This window comes from Streptomyces sp. AM25 (assembly GCF_058146165.1).
Genome location: NZ_JBKIWN010000027.1, coordinates 55,216 through 69,195, shown reverse-complemented (window position 1 = coordinate 69,195; position 13,980 = coordinate 55,216). Strand labels below are relative to the sequence as shown.

General features: G+C 71.3%; 15 protein-coding genes and 1 pseudogene. 10 read left to right on the top strand and 6 right to left on the bottom strand.

The window, feature by feature from the left end; translation table 11 throughout:
* The 5 genes and pseudogenes from ACLHRZ_RS29760 to ACLHRZ_RS29740 all read right to left on the bottom strand — a co-directional run.
* Positions 1-270: pseudogene (locus ACLHRZ_RS29760) on the bottom strand (hypothetical protein); the annotation flags it as partial.
* A 97-nt stretch (positions 271-367) separates the two neighbouring features.
* Positions 368-1,393: a LacI family DNA-binding transcriptional regulator gene (locus ACLHRZ_RS29755; protein ID WP_490421656.1), complete on the bottom strand. Its 1,026-nt coding sequence runs from the start codon at positions 1,391-1,393 to the stop codon at positions 368-370.
* Positions 1,394-1,417: 24 nt separating this feature from the next.
* Positions 1,418-2,221 (bottom strand): response regulator transcription factor, encoded by an 804-nt coding sequence (locus ACLHRZ_RS29750; protein ID WP_490421655.1) that lies wholly within the window; start codon positions 2,219-2,221, stop codon positions 1,418-1,420.
* A gap of 278 nt (positions 2,222-2,499) precedes the next feature.
* Positions 2,500-4,398 (bottom strand): ABC transporter ATP-binding protein, encoded by a 1,899-nt coding sequence (locus ACLHRZ_RS29745; RefSeq protein ID WP_490421661.1) that lies wholly within the window; start codon positions 4,396-4,398, stop codon positions 2,500-2,502.
* Positions 4,399-4,466: 68 nt separating this feature from the next.
* Positions 4,467-6,200 carry an ABC transporter ATP-binding protein gene (locus tag ACLHRZ_RS29740; protein ID WP_490421654.1) on the bottom strand — a complete coding sequence of 578 codons (1,734 nt, stop codon included), beginning with the start codon at positions 6,198-6,200 and terminating at the stop codon, positions 4,467-4,469.
* A gap of 135 nt (positions 6,201-6,335) precedes the next feature.
* Here ACLHRZ_RS29740 and ACLHRZ_RS29735 point away from each other — a divergent pair, with 135 nt between their 5' ends.
* The 7 genes from ACLHRZ_RS29735 (at position 6,336) to ACLHRZ_RS29705 (ending at position 10,623) form a co-directional block, all read left to right on the top strand.
* Positions 6,336-6,647: a MoaD/ThiS family protein gene (locus tag ACLHRZ_RS29735; protein ID WP_490421653.1), complete on the top strand. Its 312-nt coding sequence runs from the start codon at positions 6,336-6,338 to the stop codon at positions 6,645-6,647.
* A gap of 10 nt (positions 6,648-6,657) precedes the next feature.
* Positions 6,658-7,785, top strand: coding sequence for a hypothetical protein (locus ACLHRZ_RS29730; RefSeq protein ID WP_490421652.1), 1,128 nt, complete (start codon positions 6,658-6,660; stop codon positions 7,783-7,785).
* A 139-nt stretch (positions 7,786-7,924) separates the two neighbouring features.
* The gene (locus tag ACLHRZ_RS29725) at positions 7,925-8,629 is read left to right on the top strand and encodes an LmeA family phospholipid-binding protein (RefSeq protein ID WP_490421651.1); all 705 of its coding nucleotides are present in this window, start codon (positions 7,925-7,927) and stop codon (positions 8,627-8,629) included.
* Positions 8,630-8,887: 258 nt separating this feature from the next.
* Entirely contained in the window at positions 8,888-8,968 is an 81-nt protein-coding gene (locus ACLHRZ_RS29720; protein ID WP_490421660.1) for a putative leader peptide, read from the top strand.
* Positions 8,969-9,120: 152 nt separating this feature from the next.
* Positions 9,121-9,963, top strand: coding sequence for a sulfurtransferase (locus tag ACLHRZ_RS29715; protein WP_490421650.1), 843 nt, complete (start codon positions 9,121-9,123; stop codon positions 9,961-9,963).
* Between the two features lie 29 nt (positions 9,964-9,992).
* Positions 9,993-10,280, top strand: coding sequence for a DUF1416 domain-containing protein (locus ACLHRZ_RS29710; RefSeq protein WP_490421649.1), 288 nt, complete (start codon positions 9,993-9,995; stop codon positions 10,278-10,280).
* Positions 10,281-10,371: 91 nt separating this feature from the next.
* Positions 10,372-10,623, top strand: a complete 252-nt coding sequence (locus ACLHRZ_RS29705) for a DUF3099 domain-containing protein (RefSeq protein WP_490421648.1) — start codon at positions 10,372-10,374, stop codon at positions 10,621-10,623.
* Between the two features lie 4 nt (positions 10,624-10,627).
* Here ACLHRZ_RS29705 and ACLHRZ_RS29700 read toward each other — a convergent pair whose 3' ends face one another.
* Complete coding sequence (locus ACLHRZ_RS29700; RefSeq protein ID WP_490421647.1) at positions 10,628-10,996, bottom strand: DsrE family protein; 369 nt, start codon at positions 10,994-10,996, stop codon at positions 10,628-10,630.
* A 283-nt stretch (positions 10,997-11,279) separates the two neighbouring features.
* On the opposite strand from ACLHRZ_RS29700, the gene ACLHRZ_RS29695 reads away from it, so the two are divergent.
* From ACLHRZ_RS29695 to ACLHRZ_RS29685, 3 genes are all read left to right on the top strand, one after another.
* Positions 11,280-11,882 (top strand): heme-binding beta-barrel domain-containing protein, encoded by a 603-nt coding sequence (locus ACLHRZ_RS29695; RefSeq protein WP_490421646.1) that lies wholly within the window; start codon positions 11,280-11,282, stop codon positions 11,880-11,882.
* Between the two features lie 215 nt (positions 11,883-12,097).
* Positions 12,098-13,192, top strand: a complete 1,095-nt coding sequence (locus ACLHRZ_RS29690) for a FecCD family ABC transporter permease (RefSeq protein ID WP_490421645.1) — start codon at positions 12,098-12,100, stop codon at positions 13,190-13,192.
* The gene (locus ACLHRZ_RS29685; protein WP_490421644.1) at positions 13,192-13,974 is read left to right on the top strand and encodes an ABC transporter ATP-binding protein; all 783 of its coding nucleotides are present in this window, start codon (positions 13,192-13,194) and stop codon (positions 13,972-13,974) included. The genes ACLHRZ_RS29690 and ACLHRZ_RS29685 overlap by 1 nt, the downstream gene beginning before the upstream one ends.
* Positions 13,975-13,980 lie beyond the last annotated feature (6 nt).

Below are 13,980 nucleotides of genomic sequence, written 5' to 3'. Positions count from 1 at the left end.
TGAGGGTGAGCGGCAGCTCGGGCAGGACGACGTACGCCGAGGGGCGCATGTGCGGCTGCCGGGCTGCGGCGCGGGCCCGGGCGCGGGCTGGGCGAAGCCGGCGTGGCCGCCGTCGCCTCCGGCGCCGCTGCCGCCGCCGGGCCACACGGTGGCACCGCCGGGCGTGGTGACGGGAGCCTGCGGCGGCTGCGCGGGGGGCGCCGGCCAGCCGAAGGGCTGCTGCTGGTGGTCAGGGTCCTGGTGGCCGTAGCGGCGGGTGCTGTCCGTCATGTGTACGACTGTGCGCCCCGTTCATGAGAACAGTCTGAGTGCGTACTGAGAAGCCGGGCAGAACGGCGTAGGAAGGGCGTAAGGCCCCGGACGTTCCTCAGCCGCCGCAGCCGCACGAGCGGCGGATCACCAGCGCCGAGGGGAACTGTTTCAGCCGTTCGCGCCGCGTCCCCGCGTAGCGGAGCCCGTCGTCGAGCACGAGGTCCACCGCGGAGCGCGCCATGGCCTGCCGGTCCGACGCGACCGTGGTCAGCGGCGGATCGGTGAGCGCCGCCTCCTTCACGTCGTCGAAGCCGGCGACGGCGAGCTCGCCCGGTACGTCGATGCGCAGTTCGCGCGCGGCCCGCAGGACGCCGATGGCCTGGTCGTCGGTGGCGCAGACGAGGGCGGGGGGCCGGTCGGGGCCGCTGAGCAGCTCCAGGGCGACCTTGTAGGCGTCGTAGCGGTTGTAGGGGGCCTGGAAGAGGCGGCCCTCCAGCGACTTGCCGGCCTCCCGCATGGCGCGCCGCCAGCCCTCGACGTGGTCGGTGACCGGGTCGCCGATGGCCGGGGTGGACTCGGTGCCGCCGAAGCAGGCCACGTAGGGGTGGCCGTGCTCCAGGAGGTGCCGGGTGGCCAGTTGGGCGCCGCCGATGTCGTCCGTCACGACGGCGACATCGTCTATGGCGTCGGGTCTGCGGTGCATCAGCACCACGCGGGCGTCCCACGCGTCGATCTCGGTCGCCGCGTGCTCGCTGGGGCCCTGGCTGATGAGGATGAGGCCCGAGACGCGCATGCCCAGGAAGGCCCGCAGATAGTGGACTTCGCGCTCGTCGAGGTAGTCGGAGTTCCCGACGAGGACCATCTTCCCGCGCTCGGCCGCCGCCTGCTCGACCGCGTGCGCCATCTCCGCGAAGAAGGGCTGGCGTGCGTCCGGGACGATCAGGCCTATGAGGTCCGTGCGGCGGGAGGCCATCGCCTGGGCGACCCGGTCGGGCCGGTACCCCAGTTCCTTGATCGCGGCCAGCACCCGCTCCCGCGTCGCCGGTGCCACCGGTCGCGGTCCGTTGTTGATGACGTAGCTGACCACTGCGGTGGACGTCCCCGCCAGCCTCGCCACATCGTCCCGCGTCACCTTGGCCACGCGCGGCAGTCTACGCGGGTCCACCTAGGGTTTGGCGGGTCGTGATGACTTCGTAGTCAGGGCCGGGGAAGGCTCGGGACCGCGGTCCCCGGGGCCGTCGGCGGAGCCGGGTCCCTTGCCTGATCCGGACCCCTCCGAACGCCCCTCGGGCTCCGGCTTCTCCGGGAGGACGAAGCGGTAGCCGACGTTCCGGACGGTGCCGATGAGGGACTCGTGCTCGGGCCCCAGCTTGGCCCGCAGGCGCCGGACGTGGACGTCCACCGTGCGCGTACCGCCGAAGTAGTCGTAGCCCCAGACCTCCTGGAGCAGCTGGGCCCGGGTGAAGACCCGGCCGGGGTGCTGGGCGAGGTACTTCAGCAGCTCGAACTCCTTGAAGGTCAGGTCCAGGACCCGGCCCTTGAGCTTGGCGCTGTAGGTGGCCTCGTCGACGGAGAGGTCACCGGTGCGGATCTCCATGGGGCTGTCGTCCATGGTGATCTGCTGCCGGCCCATCGCCAGCCGCAGCCGGGCCTCCACCTCGGCGGGGCCCGCGGTGTCGAGCAGCACATCGTCGACGCCCCAGTCCGCGGTGACGGCAGCCAGACCGCCCTCGGTGACCACGAGGAGCAGGGGACAGCCGGGGCCGGTGGAGCGCAGCAGCTGGCAGAGGCTGCGGACGTGCGGGAGGTCGCGGCGGCCGTCGATCAGTATGACGTCGGCGCCGGGCACGTCCACCAGTGCGGGGCCCTCGGCGGGTGCCACGCGCACGCTGTGCAGCAGCAGGCCGAGCGCCGGGAGCACCTCGGCAGAGGGCTGAAGCGCATTGGTCAGCAGCAGCAGGGAGCTCATCGTCGGTTCCTCCGCTCTGAGGGCTTCCGAATGCACAAAAGGACCCGGGGGCGACTCTGCCCGGATCCTCTCTGCCCAGCAGGATAACCCACAGGACATTCGACGGCATGGAAGATTTTGCACAGCCTTGTGTTCCGTCGGTCACTTCGGGTGGTGGTGGCACGGCGCTCTTGACAGTCCGTACGTTCCCGCATCCCCGCGCCCCGAAGGGGCGCGGGGAACTGCGCGACCAGCCAGAACGAACCCGCAGCCGAAGTACCGCACCCCCAGCGGAGCGCCTAGGCCTCTTCGACGACCGGCTGCGCGAACTGCGCCTCGTAGAGCCGCGCATATGCGCCCCCGGCGGCGAGCAGCGCATCGTGAGTGCCCTGTTCGACGATGTGGCCGGACTCCATGACGAGGATGACGTCCGCATCGCGGATGGTCGACAGCCGGTGCGCGATGACGAAGCTCGTACGTCCCGTGCGCAGCCGGCCCATGGCCTGCTGGATGAGGACCTCGGTCCGGGTGTCCACCGAGCTGGTCGCCTCGTCCAGGACGAGGATCTCCGGCTCGGCCAGGAAGGCCCGGGCGATGGTGATGAGCTGCTTCTCGCCGACGGAGACGTTGGAGCCCTCGTCGTCGATGACGGTGTCGTAGCCGTCCGGCAGGGTGCGCACGAAGCGGTCGACGTGCGTGGCCTTCGCCGCCTCGACGATCTTGTCCATGGGGACGTCCTGGGCGCCGTAGGCGATGTTCTCGGCGATGCTGCCGCCGAACAGCCAGGTGTCCTGCAGGACCATGCCGATGTGCGAGCGCAGCTCCTCGCGGGACATCTCCGCGACGTCGATGCCGTCGAGCGTGATGCGGCCGCCGTTGACCTCGTAGAACCGCATCAGCAGGTTGACCAGGGTGGTCTTGCCCGCGCCGGTCGGACCGACGATGGCGACGGTCTGGCCGGGGCGCACGGTCAGCGAGAGGTCCTCGATGAGCGGCTTGTCCATCTCGTAGCGGAAGGAGACCTGTTCGAAGGCGACCTCGCCGCGGACGTGCTCCGGCCGCACCGCGTCCGCCGAGTCCGGCGACTGCTCGTCGGCGTCGAGGAGTTCGAAGACCCGCTCGGCGGAGGCCACACCGGACTGCACCAGGTTGGCCATCGAGGCCACCTGCGTGAGCGGCTGGCTGAACTGCCGGGAGTACTGGACGAAGGCCTGGACGTCACCGATCGACAGCGCACCGCTCGCGACCCGCAGACCGCCCACGACGGCGACCATCACATAGTTGAGGTTGCCGATGAACATCATCGCGGGCTGGATCACGCCGGAGATGAACTGGGCCTTGAAACCGGCCTGGAAGAGCTCCTCGTTCTCCTTGCGGAAGGTCTCCGCGGACTCGTGCTGCCGGCCGAAGACCTTCACCAGCGAGTGGCCGGTGTACATCTCCTCGATGTGGGCGTTGAGTTTGCCCGTCGACTTCCACTGCGTGACGAACTGGGGCTGCGCCCGCTTGCCGACCTTGGTGGCGACCACGACCGACACCGGCACGGTGACCAGCGCGACCAGGGCGAGCAGCCAGGAGATCCAGAACATCATCGCCAGCACACCCACGATCGTCAGCACCGAGGTGACGATCTGGCTCAGCGTCTGCTGCAGCGTGGTGGCGATGTTGTCGATGTCGTTGGTGGCGCGGGAGAGCACCTCGCCGCGCGCCTGCCGGTCGAAGTAGCTCAGCGGCAGCCGGCCGAGCTTCTCCTCGACCTCCTCGCGCAGCCGGTACACCGCCCGCTGCACGACCGTCGTGGCGATCCGGGCCTGGACGAACCCGAACAGCGAGGCGACGACGTAGATCAGGAACACCCACAGCAGGACGACGCCGACCGCATCGAAGTCGATGCCGTGGCCGGGGGTGAAGTCCACGCCGGACAGCAGGTCCGCGATCTTGTTGTTGCCCTGCTGCCGCATCTGCGCCAGGGCCTCGGCCTTGGTGGTGCCGGCGGGTATCCGGTGCCCGATGACACCGGCGAAGATCAGGTCCGTCGCGTGGCCGAGCACCTTCGGCCCGATGACGGTCAGCGCCACGCTGGCGACGGTGAGGAACAGCCCGACCGAGATCAGCGCGCGCTCGGGGCGCAGCTTTCCGAGCAGGCGGCGGCTGGAGCCGGCGAAGTCCATGGACTTCTCGGTCGGCTGGGCGCCCATCCAGCGTGCGGCCCCGGTGGCCGGCGCCGGGCCTCTGCGCTGCGGGGGGCTCTGGTTCCCTTCGGAACTCACGCGGCCTCCTCCTCCGTGAGCTGGGAGAGCACGATCTCCCGGTACGTCTCGTTGGACTCCATGAGTGCGGAGTGGGTGCCGGTGCCGACGACGCGGCCCTCGTCGAGGACGACGATGCGGTCGGCGTCGCGGATGGTGGACACGCGCTGGGCGACGATCAGCACGGTCGCCTCGCCGGTCTCGCGGGCCAGGGCGGCCCGCAGCCGGGCGTCGGTGGCGTAGTCGAGCGCGGAGAAGGAGTCGTCGAAGAGGTAGATCTCCGGCTTGCGCACCAGGGCCCGGGCGATGGCCAGGCGCTGGCGCTGACCGCCGGAGACGTTGGAGCCGCCCTGGGCGATGGGCGCTTCCAGCCCGGCGTCCATGGCCTCGACGAAGTCCCGGGCCTGGGCGACCTCCAGGGCCTCCCAGAGCTCCTCGTCGGTGGCGTCGGGGCGGCCGTAGCGCAGGTTCGAGGCGACGGTTCCGGAGAACAGGTACGGCTTCTGCGGTACGAGACCCACGGCGTCGGAGAGCACGGTCGGGGCGAGCTCGCGGACGTCCACGCCGTCGACGAGCACGGTGCCCGCGGTGGCGTCGGACAGCCGGGGGATCAGGCCCAGCAGCGTCGACTTGCCGCTGCCGGTGGAGCCGATGACGGCGGTGATCTCGCCGGGCCGTGCGACGAGGGAGACGTCCTTGAGGACGGGCTCCTCGGCGCCCGGGTAGCGGAACTCCACGCCGCTGAGCTCCAGATGGCCGTGCCGGCGCAGCTCGGTGACGGGCGCGAGCGGCGGCACGACGCTGGACTCGGTCTCCAGCACCTCCTGGATGCGCTCGGCGCACACCTCGGCACGCGGCACCATCATGAACATGAAGGTGGCCATCATGATCGACATCAGGATCTGCATGAGGTAGCTGAGGAACGCCGTCAGCGCGCCGATCTCCAGCTGCCCGCTGTCGATGCGGTGCCCGCCGAACCACAGGACGGCGACCGACGAGAGGTTCACGATCAGCATCACGGACGGGAACATCAGCGACATCAGCCGCCCGGCCCGCAGCGAGACGTCCATCAGGTCCGCGTTCGCCGTACGGAACCGTTTCCGCTCGTGCGTGTCGCGGACGAAGGCGCGGATGACCCGGATGCCCGTGATCTGCTCGCGCAGCACGCGGTTGACCGTGTCGATGCGCTCCTGGACGCCCCGGAAGATCGGGCGCATCCGCCAGATGATCAGCGAGACGACGACGCCCAGCGCCGGGACGATCAGCAGCAGCAGCGCCGACAGCGGCACGTCCTGGTTGAGCGCCAGGCCGATGCCGCCGATACACATGATCGGCGCCGAGACCATCAGTGTGAACCCCATCAGCGTCAGCATCTGGACCTGCTGAACGTCGTTGGTGGTCCGGGTGATCAGCGAGGGCGCCCCGAAGCGGCCCACCTCGCGCGACGAGAAGGACTGCACCCGGTCGAAGACCTCGGCGCGCAGATCGCGCCCGAGGGCCATGGCCGTGCGGGCACCGAAGTAGACGGCGCCGACCGCGCAGACGATCTGCACGAGCGTGACGGCGAGCATCACACCACCGGTACCGAGGATGTAACCGGTGTCGCCCTTCACGACGCCCTTGTCGATGATGTCCGCGTTGAGAGTAGGGAGATAGAGCGTGGCAAGCGTCTGAACGAGCTGCAAGAGCACGACCAGCGCGATCGGTCTGGAATAGGGCCTCAGGTAGGCCCGCAGAAGTCGCACCAACACACAAGAAGCCTATGCGAGCAAGAGGGCGTCGGGCTTCTGCTTTACCGGCTGCGGACCTGACGCGCCCCGGCACCCGTCATCATGGATGCGGCAGAAGACGAACGCAGAGCAGCAATGCAGACAAGAGGGGTCGCCGTGGCGACGACACACACGGCAGGGCCGGGGATCCCGGCGCAGCCGGGGCCGGGGCCGGCCGGCACGCTCCGGTACTGGGCCGCGGCCAAGGCCGCCGCCGGCACGGCCGAGGAGCCGTACGCGGCGCGCACGCTGGCGGAGGCGCTGGGTGCGGCCCGTGTGCGGCACGAGCGCAGCCCGGAGTTCGCGCGCGTGCTGTCGCGCTGCTCGTTCCTGGTGGACGGCGCCCCCGTCGGCACACGCGACCACTCGACGGTCCAACTGGCCGAGGGCGGCACGGTCGAGGTGCTCCCGCCCTTCGCAGGAGGGTGACCCCGACAGCATGAGCGATCAGCATCACAATCCGTACCAGCAGCACGACCCCTACGGACAGCAGCAGGACCCCTACGGTTCGTACGGCTCGTCCTACGACTACGGCTCCTACCCGCACCAGCAGCAGCCGCACCAGCAGCAGCCCGCGGCCTGGCCGGAGCACGACGCCGCCCCGCACGAGTCGATGACCCAGACCTGGCAGACCCAGACCTGGGACACCTCGACCTGGCAGCAGCCGCTCGTGCAGGACGACCCGGCCCCCTACGACTCCTATGTGTCCCAGCCGATGCCGGCGCACCAGGTCCCGGCGTACGAGCCGGAGCCCGCGCCCGTGCCGGTGGTCGTCGCGGCCGCGGCCGAACCGGCGCTCGCCGAGCGGCCGATGACCGCGGCGGAGAAGGCCAGGGCCGAGGGCCGGCCGCAGATCCTGTCGCCGGGCCTTCGGCCCGCTCTGCTCACGACGGTGCTCGCGGCCCTGCTGGCGGCCGCCGCGCCGCTGGGGCGGCCCGCGCTGGCCGTGCCCGTGGTGCTGCTGCAGGCGGTGACCGCGGCGGGCTGGTTCCGGCTGAACGGCATGTGGCCCGCGCGGCAGGGCATCGCGCTCGCGTTCCTCGGCGGCGTGGCCGCCGACATCGGCCTGCTGGCCACGGACGCCGGGCAGGCGCCGAAGGTCGTGCTGGGCACGCTGGGCGTGTGGGTGCTGCTGGTCGTCGTGCTGCAACTGCGCAGCCAGGCCTCGCCCGACGAGCGGCTGTACGGGCTGACGGCCGCGTCCGCGTCGGCGGCGCTGGCGGTCCTGGCGGCCGGACACCTGGCGGCGGACCACCGCGCCGTGGTGACCGGGGCGCTCGGCGTGGCCGCGGCCGTGCTGGCCCGTGCGCTGCCGCTGCCGTCCGTCGCCTCGCCGGTCGTCGCGCTGATCGCGGCCGCGGGCGCGGGGGTCGCGGGCGGGAGCCTGACCGGGCTCGGCGCGTCCGCCGCACTGCTGGGCCTGGCGGCCGGCGCCTGTGCGCTGGTGGGCCTGCGCGTGGCGAGTTACGACTACCCGTCCCGTTTCGTCCACATGACGGCGGGCGTTGCGCTCCCGCTGGCGCTGGCCGCGCCGGTGGTCTACGTCCTCGGCAGGGCGCTCACCTGACCCGCGGCCGACCCGCGACCTGATCAGTTACAGAACGGTTGCACCGGCCCCCCGGCTTTCACCTGATCCGTCCGGTTAGGCTCGACGGACATGCCGGGGGTGCCGAGACCGATCCGAACGGGTGGGGGAGCGAAAGCGGATGCGCGGAATACGGGCAACACTGATCGTCGTGATCGTCCTGGGAGCCCTTTTCGTGGGCGCCGACCGGGCGGCCGTCTACATCGCCGAGAACCAGGCCGCCGACAAGATCCGTAACAGCCAGGGCCTTTCGGGCACGCCCGACGTCTCCATCAAGGGCTTCCCCTTCCTGACCCAGATCGCGGACTCCCGCCTCGACGAGGTCGACGTCAAGCTCGACGGGGGCATCACCGCCGAGTCCGGCGGCCACTCCATACGCGTCAGCGGCTTCGACGCCCAGCTGCACGGCGTCCGCATCAACAGCAGCTTCACCTCCGCCGTCGCCAACCGCGCGAGCGGCACCGCCCACATCTCGTACGAGGACCTGACGAAGGCCGTCGGCGAACCCGGCGCCACCGTCGGCTACGCCGGCCAGGGCCAGACGGGCAAGGTCAAGGTCACCGGCCACGTGAAGATCATGGGCCAGGACATCGAGCGCAGCGTCGTCTCCTCCGTGTCGATCGTGGACGGCAGCACCGTACGGGTCCACGCGGACGAGGTCCCGGCGCAGGGCATCCCGGGCGTGGAAGAGGCCGTCCGGAAGAAGACGGACTTCGACCGCCGGATCACGGGCCTGCCGAAGGGCCTCAAGCTGGACAAGGTCGAGGCGACACCGACGGGCGTCGACATCACCCTGACGGGCTCCGACGTCAGCCTGGCGGGCTGATGAAGGCGGGGGGCTTATCGCCCCGCCAGGCGCCCCGTCACGCGCCCCGTAAGGGGCGCGGGGAACTGCGCGAGCAACCACGACGGACCCGCTCGTCCCAACGTGCGAGACGCTTATGCCCGCACAGCAGTACAGCAGGACCGGGGCGGCAGCCCCGAGGTGCGGGGCACCCCGCAAAATCCCGCCAGACGAGACGGCGCATCCCAATATGCGACACGACGGTGACACACGTCCCCGCCCGTCCCTACGATCCCTTCTATGAAGCGACAGGCGGATCTCACGAAGCGGCGGGCAGTCGACCTGTGCCGCCTCTCCGCCACGCTCTGTCGCCGTGTCTGACGGGGACGGCTCCCGCACGCCCTCCCCCGCGCTCTCCCCCACGGCCCCCGGCCGTCTCCTTGCCTCACCGCCGCCGCATCGCCGCGCGCACCCTCCCCCATAGCCCTGAACGGGCATGGGGGGACCCCCATCTCGCCCCGGAGGAGAACAGCATGAGCCGCAGTGACGTCCTGGTGGACGCCGACTGGGTCCAGGACCGCATCGACGCCGCCGACTCCAGGACCGTGATCGTCGAGGTCGACGAGGACACGTCCGCCTACGACAAGAACCACATCAAGACGGCCATCCGGATCGACTGGAAGACCGACCTCCAGGACCCGGTCCGCCGCGACTTCGTCGACCAGGCCGGCTTCGAGGAGCTGCTGTCCTCGAAGGGCATCGCCAACGACGACACCGTCGTCCTCTACGGCGGCAACAACAACTGGTTCGCCGCGTACGCCCACTGGTACTTCAAGCTCTACGGCCACCAGGACGTCCGCCTCCTCGACGGCGGCCGCAAGAAGTGGGAGCTGGACTCCCGCGACCTGGTCGCCGAGGTCCCGCAGCGCCCCCGCACCGCGTACCGGGCGCAGCCGCAGGACACCTCCATCCGCGCCTTCCGCGACGACATCGCCGCCGCCATCGGCACCCTGAACCTCGTCGACGTGCGCTCGCCCGACGAGTTCAGCGGCAAGCTGCTGGCGCCCGCGCACCTCCCGCAGGAGCAGTCGCAGCGCCCCGGCCACGTGCCCACCGCGCGCAACATCCCGTGGTCCAAGGCGGCCAACGACGACGGCACCTTCAAGTCCGACGCCGAGCTCGAGGAGGTCTACCGGAGCGCGGGCGTGGACCTGGGCAAGGACACCATCGCCTACTGCCGCATCGGCGAGCGCTCCGCGCACACCTGGTTCGTCCTGCACGAGCTGCTCGGCCAGCCGAACGTGCGCAACTACGACGGCTCGTGGACCGAGTACGGCTCGCTCGTCGGCGTGCCGATCGAGCTCGGCGCCAACTGACCACGTCCTCTACCCCGAAGGATCACAGCATGTGCGGAGCAAAGGCCGGCGGCCCCGACGCGTCGACCGCCAAAACCGGTGAGACCACCATCCAGGGTTCCGTGACCCGTGACGGGCAGCCGGTGTCCGGCTACGTCCGACTCCTCGACAGCAGCGGCGAGTTCACCGCCGAGGTGCCCACCTCGGCGACCGGACAGTTCCGCTTCTACGCGGCCGAGGGCACGTGGACGCTGCGCGCGCTCGTGCCGGGCGCCACGGCGGACCGCAAGGTCGTCGCCCAGCAGGGCGGGCTGACCGAGGTGGCCATCGCCGTCTGAGGACCGGAGGGCCGCACTCCCGGGGTTGGACGCCACGATGGGAGGAGTGCGGCCCTTCGCACGTTGCGGGGTCCGGTCGTACCGTTGAACTGTGTACGCACGGCGACGGCGCATGTACTTCGCCATGATGGGCACCTGCATCGGCATGTTCGTCCTGGCCTGGGCCGTCGTGCGCCTGTGGTCCGTGCCGGCGGCCGTGGGGATGTGCCTGTTCGCGATGGTGATTCCGCCGGTCGCGGCGATCGTCGCCAATCGCCGCGGGCCGGAGGACCGGTGGTGGGACGACCCCTCCGGGGACGAGGAGTCCGATCAGTGGTGGGACGAGCTGGACGGCAAGAAGTAGCGCGTCAGTACACCAGCGCCTGGACCCCGTCCCCCATCGCCTCGGCCACGAACACCTGCGCCCCCGCGATGCGGGCTCCCTCGATCAGGTCCGACTCCTCGATGTCCCGGCGCGCCGCGCACTGCGTGCACACCGTGATCACACCGCCCCCGGCCAGGATCCCCTCGATCAGGTCCGGCAGCGGGGCCGCGTGCGGCAGCTCGAACTCCGCGGCGCGCCCGGGGAGGGCGAACCACGTCGACTCCCCCGTCAGCCACAACGACACCTCGACGCCGCTGGCGACGCCCACCGCCGCCACCGTGAACGCCTGCGAGCACCGCTCCGGCGCGTCCGCGCCCGCCGTCACCTTGATCACGAGCTTCTTGTTCGCCATGCGATCACTCTAGGACCGGCCGGATCCACCTCACAGCGCCGCTCCCGGCACGGCCGACTAGACTCGTCCCCGGTCCGTACTTCCGTACACATACACACCCTCCGACCGAGGAGCGCACTCGTGCTTGAGGCTTTCTTCACCACCCTGCTGGTCCTGGTCGGCGTCGGCGTCGTCGCGTTCGCCGGGCTGACCTGGAAGAAGCTGTACCAGGGCCAGCGCTGACGCCGACGCCCCGCATCGGCCGCCCGAGCATCCGTCCCCTACAGATCGTCTGAGCCCACTCATGATCGAGATTCCCTCCGGCCTCCACCCGGACGTCGCCCCGCTGCTCTTCCTCCTCGGCCGGTGGGAGGGTGCGGGCGTCGCGGACTTCCCCGGCGCCGAGAAGTGCAACTTCGGCCAGGAAGTGATCTTCACGCACGACGGCCGGGACTTCCTGGAATACGTCTCGCACACATGGGTGCTCGACGCCGCGGGCAAGCCGGTCAAGCCGATCGAGACCGAGAGCGGCTTCTGGCGCGTGACCGAGGACCGCAAGGTCGAGGTCGTCATGACCCGCGACTCCGGCGTCGCCGAGGTCTGGTACGGCGAGCTGGCGGAGAACAAGCCGCAGATCGACCTGGCCACGGACGCCGTCGCCCGGACCGCGGCCTCCGGCCCGTACTCCGGCGGCAAGCGCCTGTACGGGTACGTCAAGGGCGACCTGATGTGGGTCGGCGAGAAGGCCACCCCCGAGGTGCCGCTGCGCCCGTACATGTCGGCGCACCTGAAGAAGGTCGCCGACCTCCAGGAGTGGGCGCGGAACCTGCCCGAGGACGGCCCGGACGGCGTCGCCTTCTACCGCCAGGACGGCACTCCGTACAACCCGGAGAACCCGGAAGCCTGATCCAGCATCACCTCAGCGCACCGCGGGGAAAGCCGGTCGAAGTCCGGCACTGACCCGCAACGGTAGGCGGAGGGAACCCCCGGGTCCCCTCCGCGAGTCCGATCGCCCGCGGCGCGTGTAGCTCCCTGCTCACTCGCCGTGGACTGCGAGGGGAGGCCCTTCCCCGGGGACGCCCTGTACGTACGGAAGCGGCACGAGGCGAAGGCGTACGCCCCGTGGCCATCAGCCATCAGGACAGCACCCATCAGGGCACCGCACCGACGACCCGGGCGGCCCGCCGGCTGCCGCTGCCGCCGCTGATCGCCGGGCTGGCCGCGGCCCTCCTCGCCTCACTGCTGTGCGGCGTCGCGCTCGGCGCCTCCGGCCTGTCCTGGTCCGAGGTGCTGCGGTACCTCTGCGCCGGGCTGACCGGCGGCACCCTCTCCGCGGACGAGTCCTCCGCCTACACCATCGTCTGGGAACTGCGCTTCCCGCGCGCCCTGCTGGCCGCCGTCGTCGGCGCGGGGCTCTCCGCCGTCGGCGTGGCCGTGCAGGCCATGGTCCGCAACGCGCTGGCCGACCCGTTCGTCCTGGGCATCTCCTCCGGCGCCGCGGTCGGCGCCAACGCCGTGCTGCTGTTCGGCGCGCTGGGCTCGCTCGGCGTCTGGGCGCTGTCCTCGGCCGCGTTCGCCTCCGCGCTGGGCGCGATGGCACTCGTCTACGCGGCCGCGCGCACCCCGCGCGGGCTGACGCCGCTGCGACTCGTCCTGACCGGCAGCGCCATGTTCTACGGCTTCTCCGCCGTCACCACGCTCATGGTCTTCAACGCCGAGCGCGGCGAGGCCGCCCGCTCGGCCATGATGTGGCTGCTGGGCAGCCTGGGCGGGGCCACCTGGGCGAACCTGCCGATCGCAGCGGCCGCCGTCCTCGCCGGACTGGGGTGGCTGCTGTGGTGCGCGCGCAGCCTCAACGCCCTGGCCATGGGCGACGAGACCGCGGCCGCGCTGGGCGTCGACCCCGCCCGGCTGCGCCGCAGCCTGTTCGTCGTGACGGCGGCCGTCACCGGGGCCGTCGTCGCCGTCAGCGGGGCCATCGGCTTCGTCGGCCTGATGGTCCCGCACGTCGCCCGCATGCTCGTCGGCGCCGACCACCGCCGGGTGCTGGCCGTGGCGCCGCTGCTGGGCGCGGTGCTGCTGGTGTGGGTCGACACGCTCTCCCGGCTGCTGCTGGCGCCCGTCGAACTGCCCGTCGGCGTCATCACCGCCCTCCTCGGCGTGCCCTGCTTCGTGCTGCTGATGCGCCGCCGCGGCTACACCTTCGGAGGTGCCTGATGCAGGTGGACATCGAGAACCTGTCGGTCGAGATCGCGGGGGCCCGGCTCGTCGAGGGCATCGCGCTCCGGGCGGGCAGCGGGCGGTTCGTGGGACTCGTGGGCCCCAACGGCAGCGGGAAGTCGACCCTGTTGCGCTGCGTCTACCGCGCCCTGCGGCCGACCGCCGGGCGCGTCCTGCTCGGCGGTGACGACCTGCACGCGCTGACCGCGCGCGAGGGCGCCCGCCGACTGGCCGCACTGCCGCAGGAGTCGGGCAGCGAGTTCGACTTCACCGCCGCCGAGGTCGTCGCGATGGGCCGGCTGCCGCACCAGGGCGCTGCGGGCCGCGTCACGGCGGCCGACACCGAGGCCTGCACCGCCGCCCTCGCCCGGACCGGCGCCGCGCACCTGGCCGGCCGGGGCTTCCTGACGCTCTCCGGCGGCGAGAAGCAGCGCGTGCTGATCGCCCGCGCCCTGGCGCAGCAGCCCGAGGTGCTCGTCCTGGACGAGCCGACCAACCACCTGGACATCGCCCAGCAGTTGGAGGTGCTGTCCCTGGTGCGCACTTCGGGTCTGACCGTTCTTGCCGCCCTGCACGACCTCAACCTCGCGGCCACGCACTGCGATGTCCTGTACGTCATCGCGGGCGGCCGCATCGTCGCCTCCGGCCCGCCGCACGACGTGCTGAGCGCCGAACTGCTCGCCGACGTCTTCGGCGTGCAGGCGCATCGCGTGCCGCATCCGGTCACCGGTGCACCGCAGTTGCTCTTCGACCGCCTGAACCGTCTGACCGACCAGTGAACCGTA

What these genes read in the sequence shown, in the direction of transcription:
- ACLHRZ_RS29685 (WP_490421644.1), top strand. Translation starts at nt 13,192, where the DNA reads ATGCAGGTGGACATCGAGAACCTGTCGGTCGAGATCGCGGGGGCCCGG.
- ACLHRZ_RS29715 (WP_490421650.1), top strand. Translation starts at nt 9,121, where the DNA reads ATGAGCCGCAGTGACGTCCTGGTGGACGCCGACTGGGTCCAGGACCGC.
- ACLHRZ_RS29745 (WP_490421661.1), bottom strand. Translation starts at nt 4,398, where the DNA reads ATGGGCGCCCAGCCGACCGAGAAGTCCATGGACTTCGCCGGCTCCAGC.
- ACLHRZ_RS29695 (WP_490421646.1), top strand. Translation starts at nt 11,280, where the DNA reads ATGATCGAGATTCCCTCCGGCCTCCACCCGGACGTCGCCCCGCTGCTC.
- ACLHRZ_RS29720 (WP_490421660.1), top strand. Translation starts at nt 8,888, where the DNA reads ATGAAGCGACAGGCGGATCTCACGAAGCGGCGGGCAGTCGACCTGTGC.
- ACLHRZ_RS29700 (WP_490421647.1), bottom strand. Translation starts at nt 10,996, where the DNA reads ATGGCGAACAAGAAGCTCGTGATCAAGGTGACGGCGGGCGCGGACGCG.
- ACLHRZ_RS29725 (WP_490421651.1), top strand. Translation starts at nt 7,925, where the DNA reads ATGCGCGGAATACGGGCAACACTGATCGTCGTGATCGTCCTGGGAGCC.
- ACLHRZ_RS29730 (WP_490421652.1), top strand. Translation starts at nt 6,658, where the DNA reads ATGAGCGATCAGCATCACAATCCGTACCAGCAGCACGACCCCTACGGA.
- ACLHRZ_RS29710 (WP_490421649.1), top strand. Translation starts at nt 9,993, where the DNA reads ATGTGCGGAGCAAAGGCCGGCGGCCCCGACGCGTCGACCGCCAAAACC.
- ACLHRZ_RS29750 (WP_490421655.1), bottom strand. Translation starts at nt 2,221, where the DNA reads ATGAGCTCCCTGCTGCTGCTGACCAATGCGCTTCAGCCCTCTGCCGAG.